This is a genomic window from Sorangium sp. So ce426, from assembly GCF_051475585.1.
Lineage (GTDB): Bacteria > Myxococcota_A > Polyangia > Polyangiales > Polyangiaceae > Sorangium > Sorangium cellulosum_B.
Genome location: NZ_CP150341.1, coordinates 8049338 through 8066584, shown reverse-complemented (window position 1 = coordinate 8066584; position 17247 = coordinate 8049338). Strand labels below are relative to the sequence as shown.

The 17247-nt window shown below is 71.2% G+C and carries 15 protein-coding genes; 5 read left to right on the top strand and 10 right to left on the bottom strand.

Features of this window, described 5'->3' with window-relative positions; translation table 11 throughout:
* Positions 1-268: 268 nt before the first annotated feature.
* Positions 269-904 (top strand): DUF4142 domain-containing protein, encoded by a 636-nt coding sequence (locus tag WMF44_RS29820; RefSeq protein ID WP_437293446.1) that lies wholly within the window; start codon positions 269-271, stop codon positions 902-904.
* Between the two features lie 33 nt (positions 905-937).
* Here the strand turns inward: WMF44_RS29820 and WMF44_RS29815 are convergent, their stop codons facing one another.
* From WMF44_RS29815 to WMF44_RS29805, 3 genes are all read right to left on the bottom strand, one after another.
* Positions 938-2107 carry a zinc-dependent alcohol dehydrogenase gene (locus tag WMF44_RS29815; RefSeq protein ID WP_437293445.1) on the bottom strand — a complete coding sequence of 390 codons (1170 nt, stop codon included), beginning with the start codon at positions 2105-2107 and terminating at the stop codon, positions 938-940.
* Between the two features lie 2 nt (positions 2108-2109).
* Positions 2110-2856 (bottom strand): hypothetical protein, encoded by a 747-nt coding sequence (locus WMF44_RS29810; RefSeq protein ID WP_437293444.1) that lies wholly within the window; start codon positions 2854-2856, stop codon positions 2110-2112.
* A 278-nt stretch (positions 2857-3134) separates the two neighbouring features.
* Complete coding sequence (locus tag WMF44_RS29805) at positions 3135-3485, bottom strand: hypothetical protein (RefSeq protein ID WP_437293443.1); 351 nt, start codon at positions 3483-3485, stop codon at positions 3135-3137.
* Here WMF44_RS29805 and WMF44_RS29800 point away from each other — a divergent pair.
* The 3 genes from WMF44_RS29800 (at position 3472) to WMF44_RS29790 (ending at position 6917) form a co-directional block, all read left to right on the top strand.
* Entirely contained in the window at positions 3472-4074 is a 603-nt protein-coding gene (locus WMF44_RS29800) for a hypothetical protein (RefSeq protein WP_437293442.1), read from the top strand. The two genes, WMF44_RS29805 and WMF44_RS29800, sit on opposite strands and share 14 nt — an antisense overlap.
* Positions 4075-4296: 222 nt before the next feature.
* Complete coding sequence (locus WMF44_RS29795) at positions 4297-5820, top strand: sugar ABC transporter ATP-binding protein (protein ID WP_437293441.1); 1524 nt, start codon at positions 4297-4299, stop codon at positions 5818-5820.
* Positions 5817-6917, top strand: coding sequence for a sugar ABC transporter permease (locus WMF44_RS29790; protein ID WP_437293440.1), 1101 nt, complete (start codon positions 5817-5819; stop codon positions 6915-6917). Before WMF44_RS29795 ends, WMF44_RS29790 begins: the two co-directional genes overlap by 4 nt.
* Positions 6918-7148: 231 nt before the next feature.
* Here the strand turns inward: WMF44_RS29790 and WMF44_RS29785 are convergent, their stop codons facing one another.
* From WMF44_RS29785 to WMF44_RS29755, 7 genes are all read right to left on the bottom strand, one after another.
* The gene (locus WMF44_RS29785) at positions 7149-9080 is read right to left on the bottom strand and encodes an ABC-F family ATP-binding cassette domain-containing protein (protein WP_437293439.1); all 1932 of its coding nucleotides are present in this window, start codon (positions 9078-9080) and stop codon (positions 7149-7151) included.
* A gap of 221 nt (positions 9081-9301) precedes the next feature.
* On the bottom strand, positions 9302-12583 hold the full coding sequence (locus WMF44_RS29780; protein WP_437293438.1) for a CARDB domain-containing protein: 3282 nt from the start codon (positions 12581-12583) through the stop codon (positions 9302-9304).
* Between the two features lie 245 nt (positions 12584-12828).
* On the bottom strand, positions 12829-13023 hold the full coding sequence (locus WMF44_RS29775) for a type II toxin-antitoxin system VapC family toxin (RefSeq protein WP_437301630.1): 195 nt from the start codon (positions 13021-13023) through the stop codon (positions 12829-12831).
* 72 nt (positions 13024-13095) lie between these two features.
* Positions 13096-13224: a type II toxin-antitoxin system VapC family toxin gene (locus WMF44_RS29770; protein ID WP_437293437.1), complete on the bottom strand. Its 129-nt coding sequence runs from the start codon at positions 13222-13224 to the stop codon at positions 13096-13098.
* Positions 13221-13466 (bottom strand): type II toxin-antitoxin system prevent-host-death family antitoxin, encoded by a 246-nt coding sequence (locus WMF44_RS29765; protein WP_437293436.1) that lies wholly within the window; start codon positions 13464-13466, stop codon positions 13221-13223. The genes WMF44_RS29770 and WMF44_RS29765 overlap by 4 nt, the downstream gene beginning before the upstream one ends.
* A gap of 167 nt (positions 13467-13633) precedes the next feature.
* The gene (locus tag WMF44_RS29760; protein ID WP_437293435.1) at positions 13634-14467 is read right to left on the bottom strand and encodes an ABC transporter ATP-binding protein; all 834 of its coding nucleotides are present in this window, start codon (positions 14465-14467) and stop codon (positions 13634-13636) included.
* Positions 14468-14571: 104 nt separating this feature from the next.
* A complete protein-coding gene (locus WMF44_RS29755; protein ID WP_437293434.1) occupies positions 14572-16356 on the bottom strand; it encodes an SUMF1/EgtB/PvdO family nonheme iron enzyme in 1785 nt (594 codons plus the stop codon).
* A 102-nt stretch (positions 16357-16458) separates the two neighbouring features.
* Here WMF44_RS29755 and WMF44_RS29750 point away from each other — a divergent pair, with 102 nt between their 5' ends.
* Complete coding sequence (locus WMF44_RS29750; protein WP_437293433.1) at positions 16459-17244, top strand: aldo/keto reductase; 786 nt, start codon at positions 16459-16461, stop codon at positions 17242-17244.
* Positions 17245-17247 lie beyond the last annotated feature (3 nt).

Here is a 17247-nt window from a genome sequence, read left to right as displayed (position 1 = left end):
GCACGCTCGATTCGACGGGGGATGGCGAGCCCTCTTGGCTTGACGTGGAATCCCGAGACGCGGCGCGGACGACTCCCCGGGTGTGCGGCGATCGCCCCGCGAGCGCGCCCGCGCGCAGCGCCATGAGCACGGCAGTCCCTCGGATGACGTCTCGGATTACGTCGAGAGCGGGTCCGCCGCTTGCTTGACGTTCGAGACGTCGTGAGCCGCGGGCATCCACGGATCGGCCGGTGATGCGCGCCGCGGAAATCCAGGAAGGAAATTCACCATGATGCGCCATCATTTCAAGCATCACGTCGCCGTGATCGCCGCGCTCGCCGCGAGCGTCATCGGCAGCTCCGCGCACGCGGCTGGGCGTGGAGGTCACGTCCATCAGGACGCGCAGATCTCCCAGCTGCAGCAGCGGCTGGAGGAGGTGAGCCCGCGGTCCGAGGAGACACAGATATCGGACGGCGCCCTCGCGAAGGTGATCTCCGCGGCCAACGACGTGGAGATCTCCCTTGCGATGATCGCCCGCAAACAGGCGCGGTCGCGCGAGGTGAAGGATTTCGCCAGGGAGATGATCGAAGCCCACACCCAGGGGGACAGCCGCCTGAGCGCGCTCCTCCGGCGTCTCCGGATCAAGGCGGAGCCGACGCGGGCGAGCGCGATGATCGCCGGGCACTCGTCCATCCTCGCGGCGTACCTCCAGAAGCAGCCGGCCGAGAAATTCGACCAGACGTACATGGCCATCCAGGTGAGGATGCATGCCCATGCCGTGCGGATGCTGGACGAGCAGGCCATCCCGAGGGTGAAGAACCGGGAGCTGAAGCAGGAGATCCAGCGCATTCGCGATGATGCGGCGAGCCACCTGAAGCGGGCGCAGGCCATCCAGGCGACGCTGGCGAAGGGGCGGGAGCGCTAGCGCTCGCGGTCGGGGGCGGCGGCCCCGCCAGGGTCAGGGGGCGAACACCGCGCGCACGCACGCCTCCGCGCGCGCCTCGAAGAGGCGGTATCCGCGCGGCCCGTCGTCGAGGCACATCCGGTGCGTCAGGAGGTACGACGGATCGATGTCGCCGCGCTGGATGTGATCGAGCAGCCGCGGGATGTACCGCTGTCCGTGCTGCTGGCCGGTCCTGACGATGAGCGCCTTGTTCATGAGCGCGCCGAGCGGGATCTTGTCGGCGAACCCGGAATAGACGCCCACGATGGACACCGTGCCTCCCTTGCGGCAGGCCAGCATCGCCTCGCGCAGCACGTGCGGGCGGTCGTTCTGCATCCGGAACGCCTGCTTCACCCGATCGACCGCGTGCTGCAGGCCCGTCCCGTCGGCTTCCATGCCCACCGCGTCGATGCAGGCGTCGGGGCCGCGCCCGCCCGTCATCTCGCGGAGCGCCTCCTGGACGTCGACCTCGGCGTAGTTCAGGGCGTCGGCGCCCCCGTGCGCCTTCGCCATCGCCAGGCGGTCCGCGATCCGGTCGATCGCGATGACGCGCTCGGCGCCGAGGAGATAGGCGCTCTTGATCGCCATCTGACCGACGCCCCCGCACCCCCAGACGGCGACGACCTGGCCCGGGCGGATGTCGCAGAGCTCGGCCGCCATGTAGCCCGTCGAGAGCGCGTCGGAGGCGAACAGCGCGCTCTCGTCCCGCACCCCGTCGGGGACCTTGAACGCGCCGTGATCCGCGAACGGCACGCGCACGTACTCGGCGTGGCTGCCCGCGAAGCCCCCGAGGGCATGCGAGTAGCCGAAGATCGCGGCCGTCGTGTCCCCGAACAGCCTGTCCGTCGCCACGTGATGAGGATTCGAGTTCTCGCAGAGCGACCACAGATCGCGCTGGCAATACGCGCACCGCCCACACCCGATGATGGACGACACGACGACGCGATCGCCCCGCTGCACCCGCTTCACCTCGGCGCCCGTGTCCACGACCTCGCCGAGGAACTCGTGCCCGAGGATGTCGCCCTGCTTCATCGTCGGGACGTACCCGTGGAGCAGGTGCAGATCCGAGCCGCAGACCGACGACAGCGAGACGCGGACGATGGCGTCGTGCGGGCTGATGAGCTTCGGCTCGGGCACCGACTCCACGACGATGTCATCCACCCCATTCCAGCAGATCGCGCGCATGGTCACTCCCTCTCACGGTCTGCCCGGCCGGACGGCTGCCCCGCCGTCGTCGGGATCTCGCCGATCTCGATCCATTGCCTCAGGCGCCGCAGCTCGCCCCGCAGCTGCCGCCTGGGCAGCTCCGCCAGCAGGTCGCCCGCCGCGCGCGCGAGCCGCCTCCGCGGCCGCGCGCCCGGCAGCACCACCTTGATCTCCGTGCCCCCGTCGCCCGGCGCGGTCGCGAGCGAGACGACCCCCGCCGGCGTGCGCTCCGGGCCACCCGCGCCGGCCGCGCCGGCCGCCCGGACCGTCGAGGCTTGCCTCTTCGCGCCGGCCTCCACGCGCCCGATGCTCGGCAGGAGGCGCCGCACGCCCGCCGCGTCCTGCAGCGCGTGCAGGACCGCCGCCCGCGCGTGGCTCACCGTGACGCTGCTCACGACCCGCGGCGCGCGCGCCCCGAGCGCCCGCAGCGCCGACGCCGCGATCTCGACCCCGAGCGCCGGCCGCTCCTCGGACAGCCCGGCGACCCGCCCGTAGATGCGGTATGCCGCCGTCTCCAGCCGGCTCAGGAGCAGCCCCGCGATTCCCCTCCTCCCCGGCAGCCGCGCGCAGCTTCCGCGCTGCGCCGCCGCGCTCTGCCGCTCTCCCTGCGGGGCTCTCTCCTGCTCCGTCGGGGGCGCGCCTTCGCCGCCGCTCCGCTCCCGGTCCGCGCTCTGCGCGCTCCTCTGCGACGCGGCGCGCGCTCGCCGGCCAGCCTTCGCCCGTGCCATCTCTCCTCCTTCGAGCCTCGCCGAGAGAGCCCGCGAAGGCGCCTTGCAAGCAGGCGGCCACTCGCGCTGATCCAGGCGCTCACGTCTCAACGACGCTCCGAACATGCCACCGCCGTTGCGAGCGGCCCCAACAAGGACATTCGCGCGAGCCTCGCCTCCAGGGCGAACGACGGCGAGCGAGGGCGAGCGATGACAAAGATGGATTGCAGCGAGGAAAGAAGAAGGTTGCAGGGCCTGAGCTTCCAGGCGATACTCGCCGCGCCAGGACGCTCCTTGATTCAATCGACGTCCGGCCCAGAGCGAGCGCTGATTAGAATAACGTAGATACGGAGATGTGAACGTATGAAGACTAGAATTTTCTTGCGTGCTTTTAGCTTGGCGGTCTGTGGACTGGCTGTCGCGGCGTGCGCCAGCGGCGACGATGGTGGCGGGAGCGGGAGCGGGAGCGGAGGCGCGGGCGGCTCCGGCAGCGCCGGCAGCACCACCTCCTCTTCGGGCACCGTGGACCCGTCGACCACGACGGCGAGCACGGGGACCATCGATCCCGCCACGACCTCGACGGCCGCGAGCACCTCGGCGTCGACGGGCTCGGGCGCGGGCCCCCAGACGATCGAGATGATCGATGACATGGAGGACAACGACAACGCCATCCTCGCCAAGGGCGGGCGGGTCGGTTACTGGTACACCTTCAATGACGGGTCGGAGGGGGCCACGCAGACCCCGCCGCCCGATCCGGAGGGGACCGGGGAAGAGCCTTTCACGATGGCGGCGCTCGCGCCGGCGCGCGCGCAGAGCATGTACGCGGCGCGCTCGTGGGGAGAGGGCTTCGAGACGTGGGGCGCTGGCTTCGGCTTCGAGCTGAACAGCCCCGAGGGCGTCAAGACCGCCTATGACGCCTCGGCGTACACGGGAATCACGTTCTGGGCCAAGATCGGCGCGGGCTCTGCCACGAGCGCGAGCGTCATGCTCTCGGACCCGGGCACGGATCCGGCCGGCGGCTCCTGCTCGGACCAGTGCGACAAGTGGCAAAAGTCGCTCGCCCTCACCGAGGAGTGGCAGCAGTTCACGATTCCCTTCGCGGACCTGAAGCAGGGCGGCTGGGGTGATCCGGCGGGCACCGACCAGATCGACGCGACGAAGCTCTACGCGATCCAGTTCCAGGTCGGCATCGCGCCCAAGTTCGACCTCTACATCGACGACCTCGGCTTCTACAACTGAGGGCCCTCACCCGGGCCGCTCCGGGAGCCCCCGCGCAGGGGGCTCTCCACCACTCCTCTTCGCCCCCGGCGCTTCCCAGGGCACATGCGTGATGCGCGACACGCGACACGCGGCGACCTGCGCGCCTGGATCCTCTTCTGCGCGCTTCCAACAAAGTGCTTGCATCGCAGGCCCCTCCCAGGCGAACGTGGCCGCGCGCTGACGCCCCTTGCGCCCAGGACAATGCCTCTCCTCGAGCTCGCATCGATCACGAAGCAGTTCCCCGGGGTGAAAGCCCTCGATGGCGTCTCGTTCGACCTCCAGGAAGGCGAGATTCACGCCCTCTGCGGCGAGAACGGCGCGGGTAAGAGCACCCTCATCAAGATCCTGTGCGGCTACTACCCCGCAGGCACCTACGGCGGCGAGATCCGCTTGAACGGCGGCGTCGTGCAGTTCAGCAGCATGCGCAGCGCCGAGGAGCACCGCATCGCGCTGATCGCGCAGGAGCTCGCGCTCGTGCCCGATCTCACCGTCGCCGAGAACCTCGTGCTCGGGCGGGAGCCCCTCCGCGGGGGGCTCATCGACTGGGACGCGGTGCGGGCCCTGGCGCGGGAGGCGCTCGCGCGCGTCGGGCTCGACATCGATCCCGAGCGCCCGATCAAGGACCTGGGCATCGGCCAGCAGCAGATGGTCGAGATCGCGAAGGCGCTGCTCAAGGACGCGAAGATCCTCGTCCTCGACGAGCCCACGGCGGCGCTCACCGAGTCCGGCGTGAGGACGTTGCTCGGCCTGCTCGGCGATCTGCGCGCCCGCGGCGTCTCCTGCATCTACATCAGCCACCGGCTCGAGGAGGTCTTCGAGATCGCCGACCGCATCACGGTCCTCCGTGACGGGAAGTCGATCACGACCCAGCCGCGGACCGCGCTCTCGCCCGACAGCGTCATCTCGTACATGGTCGGCCGCGAGGTGACGAACCTCTACCCCTGCCCCCCGCCGCCGGAGGGCCCCGTCGCGATGTCGGTCCAGGGCTGGTCGGTCGAGGACGCCGGGCACCCCGGGCGGTTCGTGCTGCGCGACGTGAGCTTCGAGGTGCGCGCCGGCGAGGTGCTGGGCGTCGGCGGGCTCATGGGCGCCGGCCGCACCGCGCTCCTCTCGACGATCTTCGGCGCCGCGACGAGCCGCGTCACCGGCGCGATCTCGGTCCGAGGCGGGCCCGCGACGCCGCCGTACACGGCGCCCGCGCAGGCGATCGACGCGGGCATCGCGCTCGTGAGCGAGGATCGCAAGCGCTACGGCCTCGTGCTCGAGGCGACGCTCCTCGACAACATCACGCTCGCGACCCTGCGGCGGTTCGTGAAGGGGCTCTTCCTCGATCACGCCGATCGCGAGGTCACGGCAGTCGAGCAGATGAAGGCGCTCAGGACCAAGGCGTCCGGGCCGCTCGCGCTCGCGAACCAGCTCTCGGGCGGCAACCAGCAGAAGATCGTGATCGGCAAATGGCTGATGACGGGGCCGCGGGTGCTGCTGCTCGACGAGCCGACCCGGGGAATCGACGTCGGGGCGAAGGCGGAGATCTACCAGCTCATCCACAAGCTCGCTTCGGATGGGCTCGCCGTGGTGCTCGTGTCCTCCGATCTGCCGGAGCTGCTCGGCATGAGCCACCGTGTGCTGGTCCTCAACCAGGGCAGGCCGACGGCCTGCCTCGACCGGAAGGACGCGACAGCGGAGCGCGTGATGGCTGCTGCAACGAGGAAGGTGACGGAATGAGCGAGGCCAAGCTTCGCGTGCGTATCCCCTGGCGCGCCCTCTCGATGGTGGGCTCGCTCATCGCGATCTGGATTGCCTTCTCCATCACGACCGATGGGACGTTCGTGACGCCGCGCAACCTGACGCTCCTCGCGCGGCAGATGTCGGTGACGTCGATCCTGGCCATCGGCATGGTGATGGTCATCGTCGCGGGGCAGATCGATCTCTCGGTGGGCGCGCTCGCCGGTCTGCTCGGCGCCTCGTCGGCGATGATCTACGTGAGCCTCGGCTGGCCGCTGCCGGCCGCCTTCATCCTGCCGCTCCTGCTCGGGGCCGTCCTTGGCTTCGTGCAGGGCACCCTCGTGGCGCGGCTGCGGATTCCCCCGTTCATCGTCACGCTCGGCGGGATGCTCATCTTCCAGGGCTGCATCCTCGGCTTGACAGGCGGTGTGTCCATCTCGCCGGCGCGTCCTTACCTGTTCGTGGGCCAGGCGTACGTGCCGCACACCCTCGGCTGGGCGGGCGCTGGCATCCTCTGCGTCGGGCTGCTGTACAAGGCGGTGCGCGCGACCGGCACGGCGCGCTACCCGTGGATCGGGCTCGCCGTGTTCTCCCTCGCGTTCGCCGCCCTGATGAACTCCTACGAGGGTGTCCCGTTCCCCGTGCTTGTCGTGCTCGTGCTCGCGACCGTGTTCACGGTTCTCGCGAAGCACACGACGTTCGGGCGGCACCTCTACGCGATCGGCGGCAACCGCGAGGCGGCCTTCTACTCCGGCATCAGCATCGATCGTCACCTCATCGCCGTGTTCACGCTGATGGGCGTGATGGCGGGCATCGCGGGCGTTGTGCTCACCGCGCGCGTCGGCTCTGCGACCTCGGACGCCGGCCGGATGATGGAGCTTGACGCCATCGCGGCCGCCGTCATCGGCGGCACGTCGCTCCTCGGCGGGCAGGGCACCATCTGGGGCGCGCTGCTCGGCGCGCTCGTCATGGCCTCGCTCGACAACGGCATGAGCCTGATGAACACGGAGAGCTTCTGGCAGCCGATCATCAAGGGCATCATCCTCATCCTGGCCGTCGGCATCGACATGGCCAGCCGCAAGACGCGAGGCCACTGAGCCGCCGCTCGCGGTGCGATGAGGGTGAGTTGCCGCCTCCCGGCTCCGCGAACACGTAGGCCCCGGGAGAGGGGGTCCGCCGCACGGCGCGGGGGATGGGCCGATGTTTGAGCCTGAGACGACGCCCCTCCGGCGAAGCCGGAGGGGCGTCGTCTCAGGCGAGTTCGGCGGGGCCCCCGCGCCGCGCGGCGGACCCCCTCTCCCGGGGCCGGGCAGCCCGGCAGGACCTCACTACTGCGCCTGAACCGCCCCGAGCTCCGCGATCTCCTGCTCGATCTGCTCCCACTCGGCCATGAGCGCGTCGATGCGCGGGCCGAGCGCCTCGTCCTCGGCCTGGAGCGCCGCGATCTCGGCCTGTCCGGTGCGCTCGAAGAAGCCGTCGCTGCAGTAGAGGTCGTGGATCGCCTTCTTCCGCGCCTCGGCCGCCTCGATGGACGCGAGCACCTTGTCGCGCCGCGCGGGCAGCTCCTTCTGCCGGTTGCGACGCCGCTTCTGCTCCTCCCAGGAGCCGCCCGCCTCCGCAGGCGTGGCCGCCTTCTGGTGCTCGCGCTTCGCCTTCAGCACCACCGTGTCGGCGTCGAGGTGATCGTCGCCGCAGCCGGCCAGGTACTCCTCGTAGGTGCCGGGGAAATCGCGCGGCCCGCTCGGCGTCACCTCGAGGATGCGCGTCGCCAGCTCGGAGACGAAGTAGCGATCGTGGGAGACGAAGAGCACCGTCCCCTCGAACGCCTTGAGCCCCTCGACGAGCCCCTCGATCGCCTCGAGATCGAGGTGGTTGGTCGGCTCGTCGAGCACGAGCACGTTGGGCCGCTCGACGATGATCCGGCAGAAGATGAGCCGCGCCGCCTCGCCGCCGGAGAGCGAGCCGACGCTCTTCTCGACGTCGTCGCCCGAGAACAGCGCCCTGCCGAGCTGGCCGCGGACGTAGCTCGGCGACTCGTCGGGGCACGCCGCCCACAGGAAGGAGAGCGGCGTCATCGACCCGTCGACGAGCAGCTCGCGGTGATCCTGGGCGAAGTAGCCGACGCGGGCCTCGTGCCCCCACGAAGCGCCGCCGGCGTCGGCCGCGAGCCGGCCCACGAGGATCTTGAGCAGCGTCGATTTGCCGAGCCCGTTCGGCCCGATCACCGCGACCCGCTCGCCCCGTCGCACCGATAGCGACACGTCGCGCAGCACCTGCTTCGCGCCGTACGACTTCGAGATCCCCTTTGCCTCGAGCACGTCGCGCCCGCTCGGCCTCTGGATCGCGAACCGGAACAGCGGCGAGCGGCGCGACGTGTCGGCGAGCTCCTCGACCTCGATCTTCTCGATCTGCTTGAGCCGGCTCTGCGCCTGGCGCGCCTTGGTCGCCTTCGCGCCGAACCGCTCCACGAACGCGCGCTTGTCCGCGATGATCTTCTCGGCGCGGGCGATCTCGGCCTGCTTGCGCTCGCGGATCGCCCGCTTCTCGACGACGAAGGCGGCGTAGTTGCCCGTGTAGAGCGTGATGGTCTCGTAGTCGACGTCGAGGATGTGCGTGGCGACGTTGTCGAGGAAGCGCTGGTCGTGGGAGATGACGACCGCGCAGCCCTTGTAGCCGGCCAGGAACCTCTCGAGCCACCGGATGGAGAGGATGTCGAGGTGGTTCGTGGGCTCGTCGAGCAGCAGCACGTCCGCGCCGCCGAGGAGCACCTGCGCGAGCAGCACGCGCAGCTTGAAGCCGCCCGAGAGCGTGGAGAGCGGCCTCCGGTGCGCCTCCACGGGGATGCCGAGCCCCTCGAGGACGGCGCTCGCGCGCGCCTCCAGCGTGTAGCCGTCGTGGGCGCGGATGCGATCCTCCAGGTCCGCCACCCGGCCGGCGTCACCGCCGCCCTCCGCGAGGCGGCGCGACTCGACGAGCGCCTCCCACACGACGCGATCGCCCATCATCGCGAGATCCAGGATGATCTGGTCGTCGCTGAGGAACCGGTCCTGCCGGAGCACACCCACGCGGGCGTCCTTCGGGATGCTGACGCTCCCGTCGCTCGCGGGCTCGTCGCCCGCCACGATCTTCAGGAAGGTGGTCTTCCCCGAGCCGTTCGCGCCCACCAGGCCGTAGCGGGATCCGCCGTTCAGCTTGAGCGAGACGCCCTCGAAGAGGGTCCGATCACCGAATGATTTCGCGAGGTTCGAGGTTCCGAGCATGACGCTGTGGGGGCTTGGGTCGCCGCGCGCGGGGCGCGGGGTGCAGCGCGCCGGGGCGGCGCGCCGTCAGCGGCGCGGCGGGACGGCGGGGCGCACAGGCATAGCACCGCGCCCCGGGCGGGAGCCGATGATCGTGCGCCAGCGCGCGCCAGCGCGGCGCGCGGCGCCGGCGTGGCGCGCGTCCGGCTGGCGGGGAGGCCCGCCGGCCGGACGCCGGCGCGTCAGTTGATCTCCGGGCACAGGATCTTGTCCGAGGCCGCGTCCTTGTTGTTCCCGTCGTTGCACTCGTCGATCGCCCCGTCCGGATCGACGACGGCGTAGATCAGGATCGACAGGTTCGACGGGAACTTCTCGATGGTGGCGGTGAGGTTCACGCTCGCCCCGGGCGCGATCGGCCCCGGGATGACCTCCTCGTGGAGCGCCGTCCCGCCCTGGCCGGGATCGCCCGCGTAGTACTGGATCCGCACGTCGCTGGCCGGCGCGGAGCCGGCGTTGGTGACGGTCGTCGGGACGTCGACCTGCTTCACGGCGCACTTCGTTGTGTTCACCCGGCCGACCTCGATCTCGAGATCCGGGCGCGCGCTGCCGGCGTCGAGGGGCGCGGTGAACGCGTTGTTGTCCTCGTGGCACTCGCGCTCGACGGCGTCCTCGTCCACGACCGCGCGCACGCGGGCGGGCAGCGTCCCCTGCGCGTTGTGCGCGGCGCTGTAGCTCACCGTCAGGAGCAGCGAGCTGTGCGGCTCGATGCTGCTCTGGAGGACGAACTTCAGCGGGGCGAGGTCCTCACCGTAGAGCGGCTCATCGACCTCCGGCGTGTCCCACTCGCCGTAGAAGTTGATGGCGACGCCGGGGCCCACGCGGAGATCGCCGAGGTTCTCGACGCGCACGGTGATGGCGACCTCGTCGGTGAGCTCGCCGCAGGTCGCGTCCGGGGACGAGACCTGGATGCCGCTCAGCGCGAGATCCGGCGCGATGCCGTACGACCGCGGGTTCGAGCGGTACGTGTTGTAGACGCGGCCGCCGTACGGCTTCCAGCTCTCGGGCTCCTTCAGGGGGATGCCGCCGCTCTCGAGCACGTTCGTCACGTGGTAGCTGTGCTGGTTCCAGATGCGGCGCGCCGAGACCCAGAGGTCGTTCTGCGCGCCCCAGACCTCGAGGCCGTTGTTGTAGTCGGTGCCTTGCGAGCAATAGGTCGATTCGTTCGAGGTGCCGAACACGATCTCCGCGTTGCCGTCGTTGTCGACGTCCGCGACGATCGGGTACTCGGACCGGGTGCGGCTCGGCGAGGGCACCTTGAACAGGACGTCGGCCGTGACGCCGTCGTAGATGCGGAAGTAGCACTCGTCGTTGTAGATGACCTCGGCGGCGCCGTCGCCGTTGAAGTCGAACACGCTCGACCCGGTGGTGCGGCTCGAGTCGTCCTCGGTCAAGCGCTGCCAGCCGTTGTGGTAGCAGACGCAGGTGCCCCGCTGCTGGTTGCACGTCGCAGCGCCCGGGGCGCCGCATTCCTCGTCCGTGGTGCACGGCTTCCCGTTCGGGGTCCGCTCCGGGTTGCCCTGCAATCCGGTGACCCCGTCGGTGAGCGCGTTGGGCCACGCCGGGCACTCGGCCGTCGGCGCCTGGAGATCGAACATCATGTAGCGGAGGCCGAACGCCGTGCCGACCTCGGGGAAGCCGTCGCCGTCGAAGTCGTCCACGTTCGGGGCGCCGCCGTCGAAGGTGGTGCCCGAGGCCTTCATCTCCTCGTGGCGCTGGATGGTGCCGTTCTGCCCGTTGAGCACGAAGAAGTGCCCGTTGTTGAACAGGATCACCTCCGGGCGCTGATCGAGCGGGTTGTTCGGCCCGGGCGCGGCGTCCTGGTCCTCTCCGAGGACGTCGGCCACGGCGCAGAGGCCGTCGCGCTGTTCGGACGGGATCCCGGCCGTGCCGTTGACGGTCTGCCCGTCCCAGACCTCGATGAGCTTCCCCTCGCAGTACGCCGTCGCCTCTTTGTCGGTGTACGGCGGCGCGCACCCGGCCCTGCTCGTCACGCCGGGCGGCGGGCGGGGCAGCCCATAGGCGGTGCTGCCCGCGACGATCTCCAGCCGGGGGTCGTCGTTGAGGTTCGCGACGCACGCGATGGGCCCGAGCCGGTTGCTCGCGTTCCCCGGTGACCCCTGCATGCCCTGGGCCTTGTCGCCCTTGAAGTGGTCGACGATCGAGAGCTCGCGGGTGTCCTTGTTGACGTCGAGCGTGAACACGTTCGGCCCGACCACGATCTCCGGGAGCCCCTGTCCGTCGATGTTGGCGAGCGCGGGCGACGGCTCGTTGTAGCCCGTCCAGATCTCGTTCATGAGGACCCTGGTCTCGCCCGTGTTGCTGAAGATCTGGAGCCCTGTCTTCGTCACCTCCGTGGCCCCAGACCCCGTCACGACGGCGGTGATCGCGACGATCTCGGGGACGCCGTCGCCGTCGAGATCGCCGACGGCCAGCCCGGCGGTCGGCATCAGCGTCGCGTCGGCGCAGGCGTAGGGCGCGTCGATGGGCTCGCCTTCGTGCCAGACCTGCGCGCCGAGCACCGCGAAGTAGTTCTCTCCCTTGCGGGGCCCGCCGCCGTGGATCGCCCGGAGGACGCCCTGCTTGCCGAAATTCGAGCCGCAGAACGTCGTGAAGATGATCTCGGGGAAGTCGAGCTCGTTGATGAGCCCGTCGCCGTTGTCGTCGTCGAGGTTGGCGACGAGCGGCGTCATGACGGTCTGCGCCGAGGTCTTGAACGGGCTGTTGGCGGCGTCGGAGCTGGCGCGGTTCTCCCCTCCCCACTGGATCTCGTTCTGCGGCAGGGCGCCCGCGAACGGCTCCGGCGGCAAGAGGCACGTGGGCGCGGCGCCCGTGCCGGAGCAGGAGCCGACCTCGCAGGAGGCGTAGGTGGGGCAGTCCCAGTCGTCCTCGCAGGGGCAGCTGGCGTTCCCGGCGCCGTCGTCGGTGCACTTGCTCTCGAAGTAGGCCGATCCGCCGCACGTGAAGAGCTCGCTCGTGGTGCTGCCGTTCGACACGCACAGCTGGAGGCTGTCGCCGTCGCACGTCCGCGCGCCGGCCGTGCAGGCATCGACGACGCAGATGGTGCCGTTGCAGTACTGGTTGAAGGCGCACTCGAGGTCGCTCTGGCAGGCGATATCGACGCAGCGCGCGCCTGCGTCCGGGGGCGTCTCGCACACCTCGGTCGCGTCGCAGCTGAGGTCGTCGCACGTGTTGTCGACGCAGGTGCCCTGTCCGTCCTCCTCCTCGCAGTGCTGGTCCTCCCGGCAGCTCACGCCCTCACAGCCGCTCTCGCCGCCCGCGCCGCCCGAGGCGGCCATCGACCCGACGAACCCGCCGCCATCGCCCGAGCTGCTGCTCGTGCCGCCGTTGCCCCCGCCGCCATCGCCGGGTGGCAGGACGACATCCGGATCACCGCCGCAGGCCGCTGCAGCGAGCAAAAACCAAGGAAGGGCGCGGGGAAGCAACCGCCGGGGGCACGTGGGCATGAGGCGATTGTACGAGCGCGCTGTCGGCATGGAAGCGCGTTCGCGCGCGGGATCGTGCGGCGAGTGGGAGCTCTGCCCACGATGGCCACGATGGACGGCGCTTCGCGGCAGGGGGCAGCAGCGCGGTGGAATGGGCGCGCGGACCGCCCCGGGGGTCGTGGGGACGGCCGTGCCGGGGAGGGGCCGGGCTCAGCGGGCGCGCGGGAACGACGGTTCGACGTGGCGGCGCCGGCGTCGCTGCCCTGTCACGATCCGGCCCAGAGCACCGTGGCGCCGTAGCGAGTGAGCAGCTCGTCCACGGTGACGAGCGCTGCCCCTTCGCAAAGCGCCTGTGCCACGAGGAGGCGATCGAAGGGATCTCGGTGATGGTACGGCAAGGCCGCGGACGAGATCGCGTGACGGGAGGTCACGGGGAGCTCGATCCCTTCGAGCGCGGCGATGACCCGCGGGACGAGGAGCTCCGGCTTTTCGGGGAGCGGGAGCTTGCCGATCGCATGCTTGACCGCGATCTCTCAGGCGCTTGCGGCGGAGATCAGGAGGGTGTTGTGAGGATCCTCGATGGCCTGCCGGGCCGTCGTGGCGATGCGCTCCGGCGTGAGCGCAGCCCAGAGCCACACATGGGTGTCGAGGAGCAGCTTCACGTCTCTCCATCTCCCTCGAAGGCGTGAAGCATGTCCTCGGGCAGGGGAGCGTCGAAATCGTCAGGGACGTCGAACAGGCCTCGGAGCGCCCCGAGCTTGCGCGCCGGCGGCGTGAGGCTGCGCGGGGCCGACTCCTCCTCGAGGATGATCACCTCGACGTTCTTGCCCGCGAGCGCCGAGAGCTCCGGGATGTGGAGGATATCGGAGGTGACCTGGGTGCGAATGCGGATCGCGTTGGCCATGGTGGGCAGGAGGGACTGTAGCGCACGTCAGGAGTCGCGCGGCGCGCCGCCGTAAAGTGCGCGGCGGCAAACGGGAGCGGCAGGGACCTCCGGCGCGCCGAGCTGCCGCATCCTCGTCCACCTCGACCCGTGAAGCAGTGGGAATGCCGGGCTCGTCGGTCCGCGCCTCACGCCCCGCCGCTCTCCAGCGCCTCCTGCAGCGCGCGCACCTCGCGGGCGAACGCGGGCTCGGTGCGCAGCGCGGCCGTCCGCCTGTCCGGCAGCGAGAGCGTGCGGTCGGCGACGACGCGCGCCGGCCGCGGGGACAGGACGACGGCGCGCTCGGCGAGGTAGGCGGCCTCGGTGATCGAGTGGGTCACGAAGAGCACCGTCATGCCGAGCTCGGCCCAGAGCGCGCGGAGCTCGTCGTCGAGCCGGCTCCTCGTGAGCTCGTCGAGCGCGGCGAACGGCTCGTCGAGCAGCAGCAGCCGCGGGCGCGTGACCAGCGCGCGGGCGAGCGATACGCGCATGCGCATGCCGCCGGAGAGCTCGGCCGGGTACCGCGCGCCCGCGTCGGCGAGGCCGACCTGGAGGAGCGCCGCCCGCGCCGCCGCGCGGCGCTCGTCGAGCGGCGCGCCGGCGAGCTCGAGCGGCAGGGCGGCGTTCTCGAGGACGCTCCGCCAGGGCAGGAGGTGGGCGTCCTGGAAGACGTACGCGAGGGGGGCGCGCGCGCCGCCTGCGCCGCCCGGCGCCTCCTCGGCCTCCACGACGGCCGCGCCGGCGTCGGCGCGGTCCAGCCCGGCGACGAGCCGCAGCAGGGTGGATTTGCCGCACCCGGAGGGCCCGAGCAGCGCGACGAACGCGCCAGGCGCGATGTCGAGATCGATGCCGTCGATCGCGACGACGCCGGGGGCGCCGTCCCGCGGCGCGCGGCCCGCGTCGTCCAGCACCGGGAAGACGCGCCGGACGCCGGTCAGCCGCACGCGGACGCCGCCGCTCGTCCTGGCCCTGTTCGTCTGCATCTGCGCCCGGCGTTCTATCCGCGCCGCCGCCGGTTGACCAGGCGCTCGTGCGCCGCGCGCGTGAGCCGAGCGGCCGCGCGCCGAGCAGCCGCCGCGCCCGCGCCTCAGCTCGACGAGGCCGTTCGCACGCAGCGGAAGCCGCCGCCGGCGAAGCGGTAGTGCGCCTCGAAGCTCGTGCGCGCCCAGGTGCGGAGCGACTGCGCGCCGTACATCCACGAGCCGCCGCGCATCACGAGCAGCGGCCGATCCGAGGGCCGCGTGTTGCGCGGGTTGTGGGAGGGGCCGTCCGCATAGAAGTGCGGATCGTCGTAGTCCTCGCACCACTCCCACACGTTGCCGGCGAGGTCGAGGATGCCATAAGGAGAGGCGCCCCCCGGCAGCGAGCCGACGGGCACCGTCCCGCCCTCGCGGTTGTCGTAGTTCGCGCGCGCGGGCCCGGGCTCGGCGCGCCCCCACGGGTATTTGCGGCCGTCGGTGCCGCGCGCGGCCTTCTCCCACTCGGCCTCGGTCGGCAGGCGCTTGCCGGCCCAGTTGGCGTAGGCCCGCGCGTCGTCCCACGACACGTACACCACGGGGTGGTCCTCGAGGCCCGCGGGGATCTCGCCACGCCTGAAATGGGCGAGGAGCCGGCTCGCGTCGTCGTCGTCGGGGCGGTACCCGGTCACGTCGAGGAACGCCTTGAACTGGCGGTTCGTGACCGGCGTGCGATCCATGTAGAACGCGTCGACATGGACCTTCCTGCGCTGCTGCCCGCTCAGGAACGGCCCGCCGGGGACCAGGATCATCTGCTCGCCGGTCTTCTCGCGGACCGTCGGCGCGAGCTCGCGCCCGTCGGACGAGGGCCGCGACGGGGCGGGCGAGAACTCCGAGAGCGCCTCGTCGAGCCGCGCCCGGAACTCCGCGCACGACGCCGGCCTCCCCGCCGGGTCCTTCGACAGCGCGTCGAGCACGAGCTGGTCGAGGGCCGGCGGGAGGTCGGGGCGCAGCGACGAGGGGGGCGCCGGGGCGTCGGCGACGTGGGCCATCATCACGGCGAAGTGGTTGGGGCTGTCGAACGGCACCTGCCCTGTCGTCAGCTTGTAGAGCGTCACGCCGAGAGAGTAGATGTCCGAGCGCCGATCCGCGGCGTGGGGGCTCTTCACCTGCTCTGGCGACATGTAACAGCACGTCCCGAGGAACGCGCCGCTCAGCGTGTACGTCGTCCCCTCCAGGATCTTGGCGATGCCGAAGTCGACGATCTTGGGGGAGAGGCCGTCTTTCCCGGTCGTGACGAGGATGTTGTCGGGCTTGAGATCGCGGTGGATGATGCCCATGCGGTGCCCCTCGTCCATCGCGTCGAGGACGCCGCCGAACAGCGCGCGGATCTCCTGGAAGGGGATGCGCCCGCGCCACCGCTCGAGGTGCCGCACCAGCGTCGACCCGTCGACGTACTCCATGACGATCGCGAGCAGGTGATCGCGCTCGACGAAATCGTAGACGGCGACCACGTTCTCGTGGCTCCAGGACCGGAGCACCCGCGCTTCCCGCGCGAACCGCCGCCGGATCTCCGGGTTGCCGCAGAGGTTCGAGTGCAGGCATTTGACGGCCACGACGCGCTCGCGCGCCCGGTCGTAGGCGCGGTAGACGACGCCCATGCCGCCCTCGCCGAGCGTCGATTCGATGCGATAGACGCTGATCTCCGTCCCTGGCAAGAGCCGGACCGGCGGCAGCGGCAGGGAGGCTTCCGGCAGCCCGACGGCGCCGAGCTGCGTCGCGGGGAACGCCGTCGCGGCGAGGGCGGCGCTGGGATCCGGCGCGGCGACGAGCTGGCCGCACGAGGGGCAGAAGCGGGCGTTCTCCGGGAGCGGAGCGCTGCAGCCGGCGCACCGGGGAGAGGTGTCCTGGCCCATCGGTGGCCGGGGAGTCTGGCACAGGTCGGGGCGGCCGTGGGCGGCGAATGTGCGGCGCGCGGGGGCCGGTGACATCGACGGAGGTGAGGTAAGATCCGCCCCATGGACGACTGGCTCCACCGCGCGCCGACCGCCTTTGGCGGCAAGCGCGTCTTCCGGCTCGGGCTCGCGGCGAACTACGGCATCGACGAGGGCGGGGTGCGCGCGGCGATGGACCGGGGGGTCAATCTCTTCCTCTGGACGATGCGCTCGGGCGGGCTCGGCAACCCGCTGCGCGAGGCGCTGAAGGGGCGCCGCGACAGCGTGGCGGTTGTCGGCTTCGCGCAGCTCGGCTGGTTCGGCTGGGGCGTGCGCCGGGGCGCGGAGAAGCTGCTCCGGGAGCTCGGGACCGACCACCTCGATGTCTATCTGCTCGGCTGGCTCGGCGTCGGGTCTGCCTGGACGAGCGCGACCGAGCGAGAGCTCGTGCACCTGCGCGAGAGCGGCAAGGTGCGGGCGCTCGGGGTGAGCATCCACGACCGCCCGCGGGCAGGCGGCCTGGCCGGGTCGTCGCCGCTCGACCTGCTCATGATCCGCTACAACGCCGCGCATCCCGGCGCGGAGCGTGACATCTTCCCGCACGTGCGCGACGCGAAGCCGAGCATCCTCGCCTACACGGCGACGGCGTGGCGCCGGCTGCTGAAGCGGCCGAAGGGCTGGGATCGCCCGGCGATGACGGCCGGCGACTGCTATCGATTCCAGCTCTCCAGCCCGCACGTGGATCTCGCGCTGACGGGGCCGAAGAGCCGGGCCGAGGTGGAGGAGAACCTCGACGCGCTCGCGAGGGGGCCGCTCACCGCGGACGAGGAGGCGTGGATGCGGGAGTTCGGGCGCGCCGTGCACGGGTGAGGA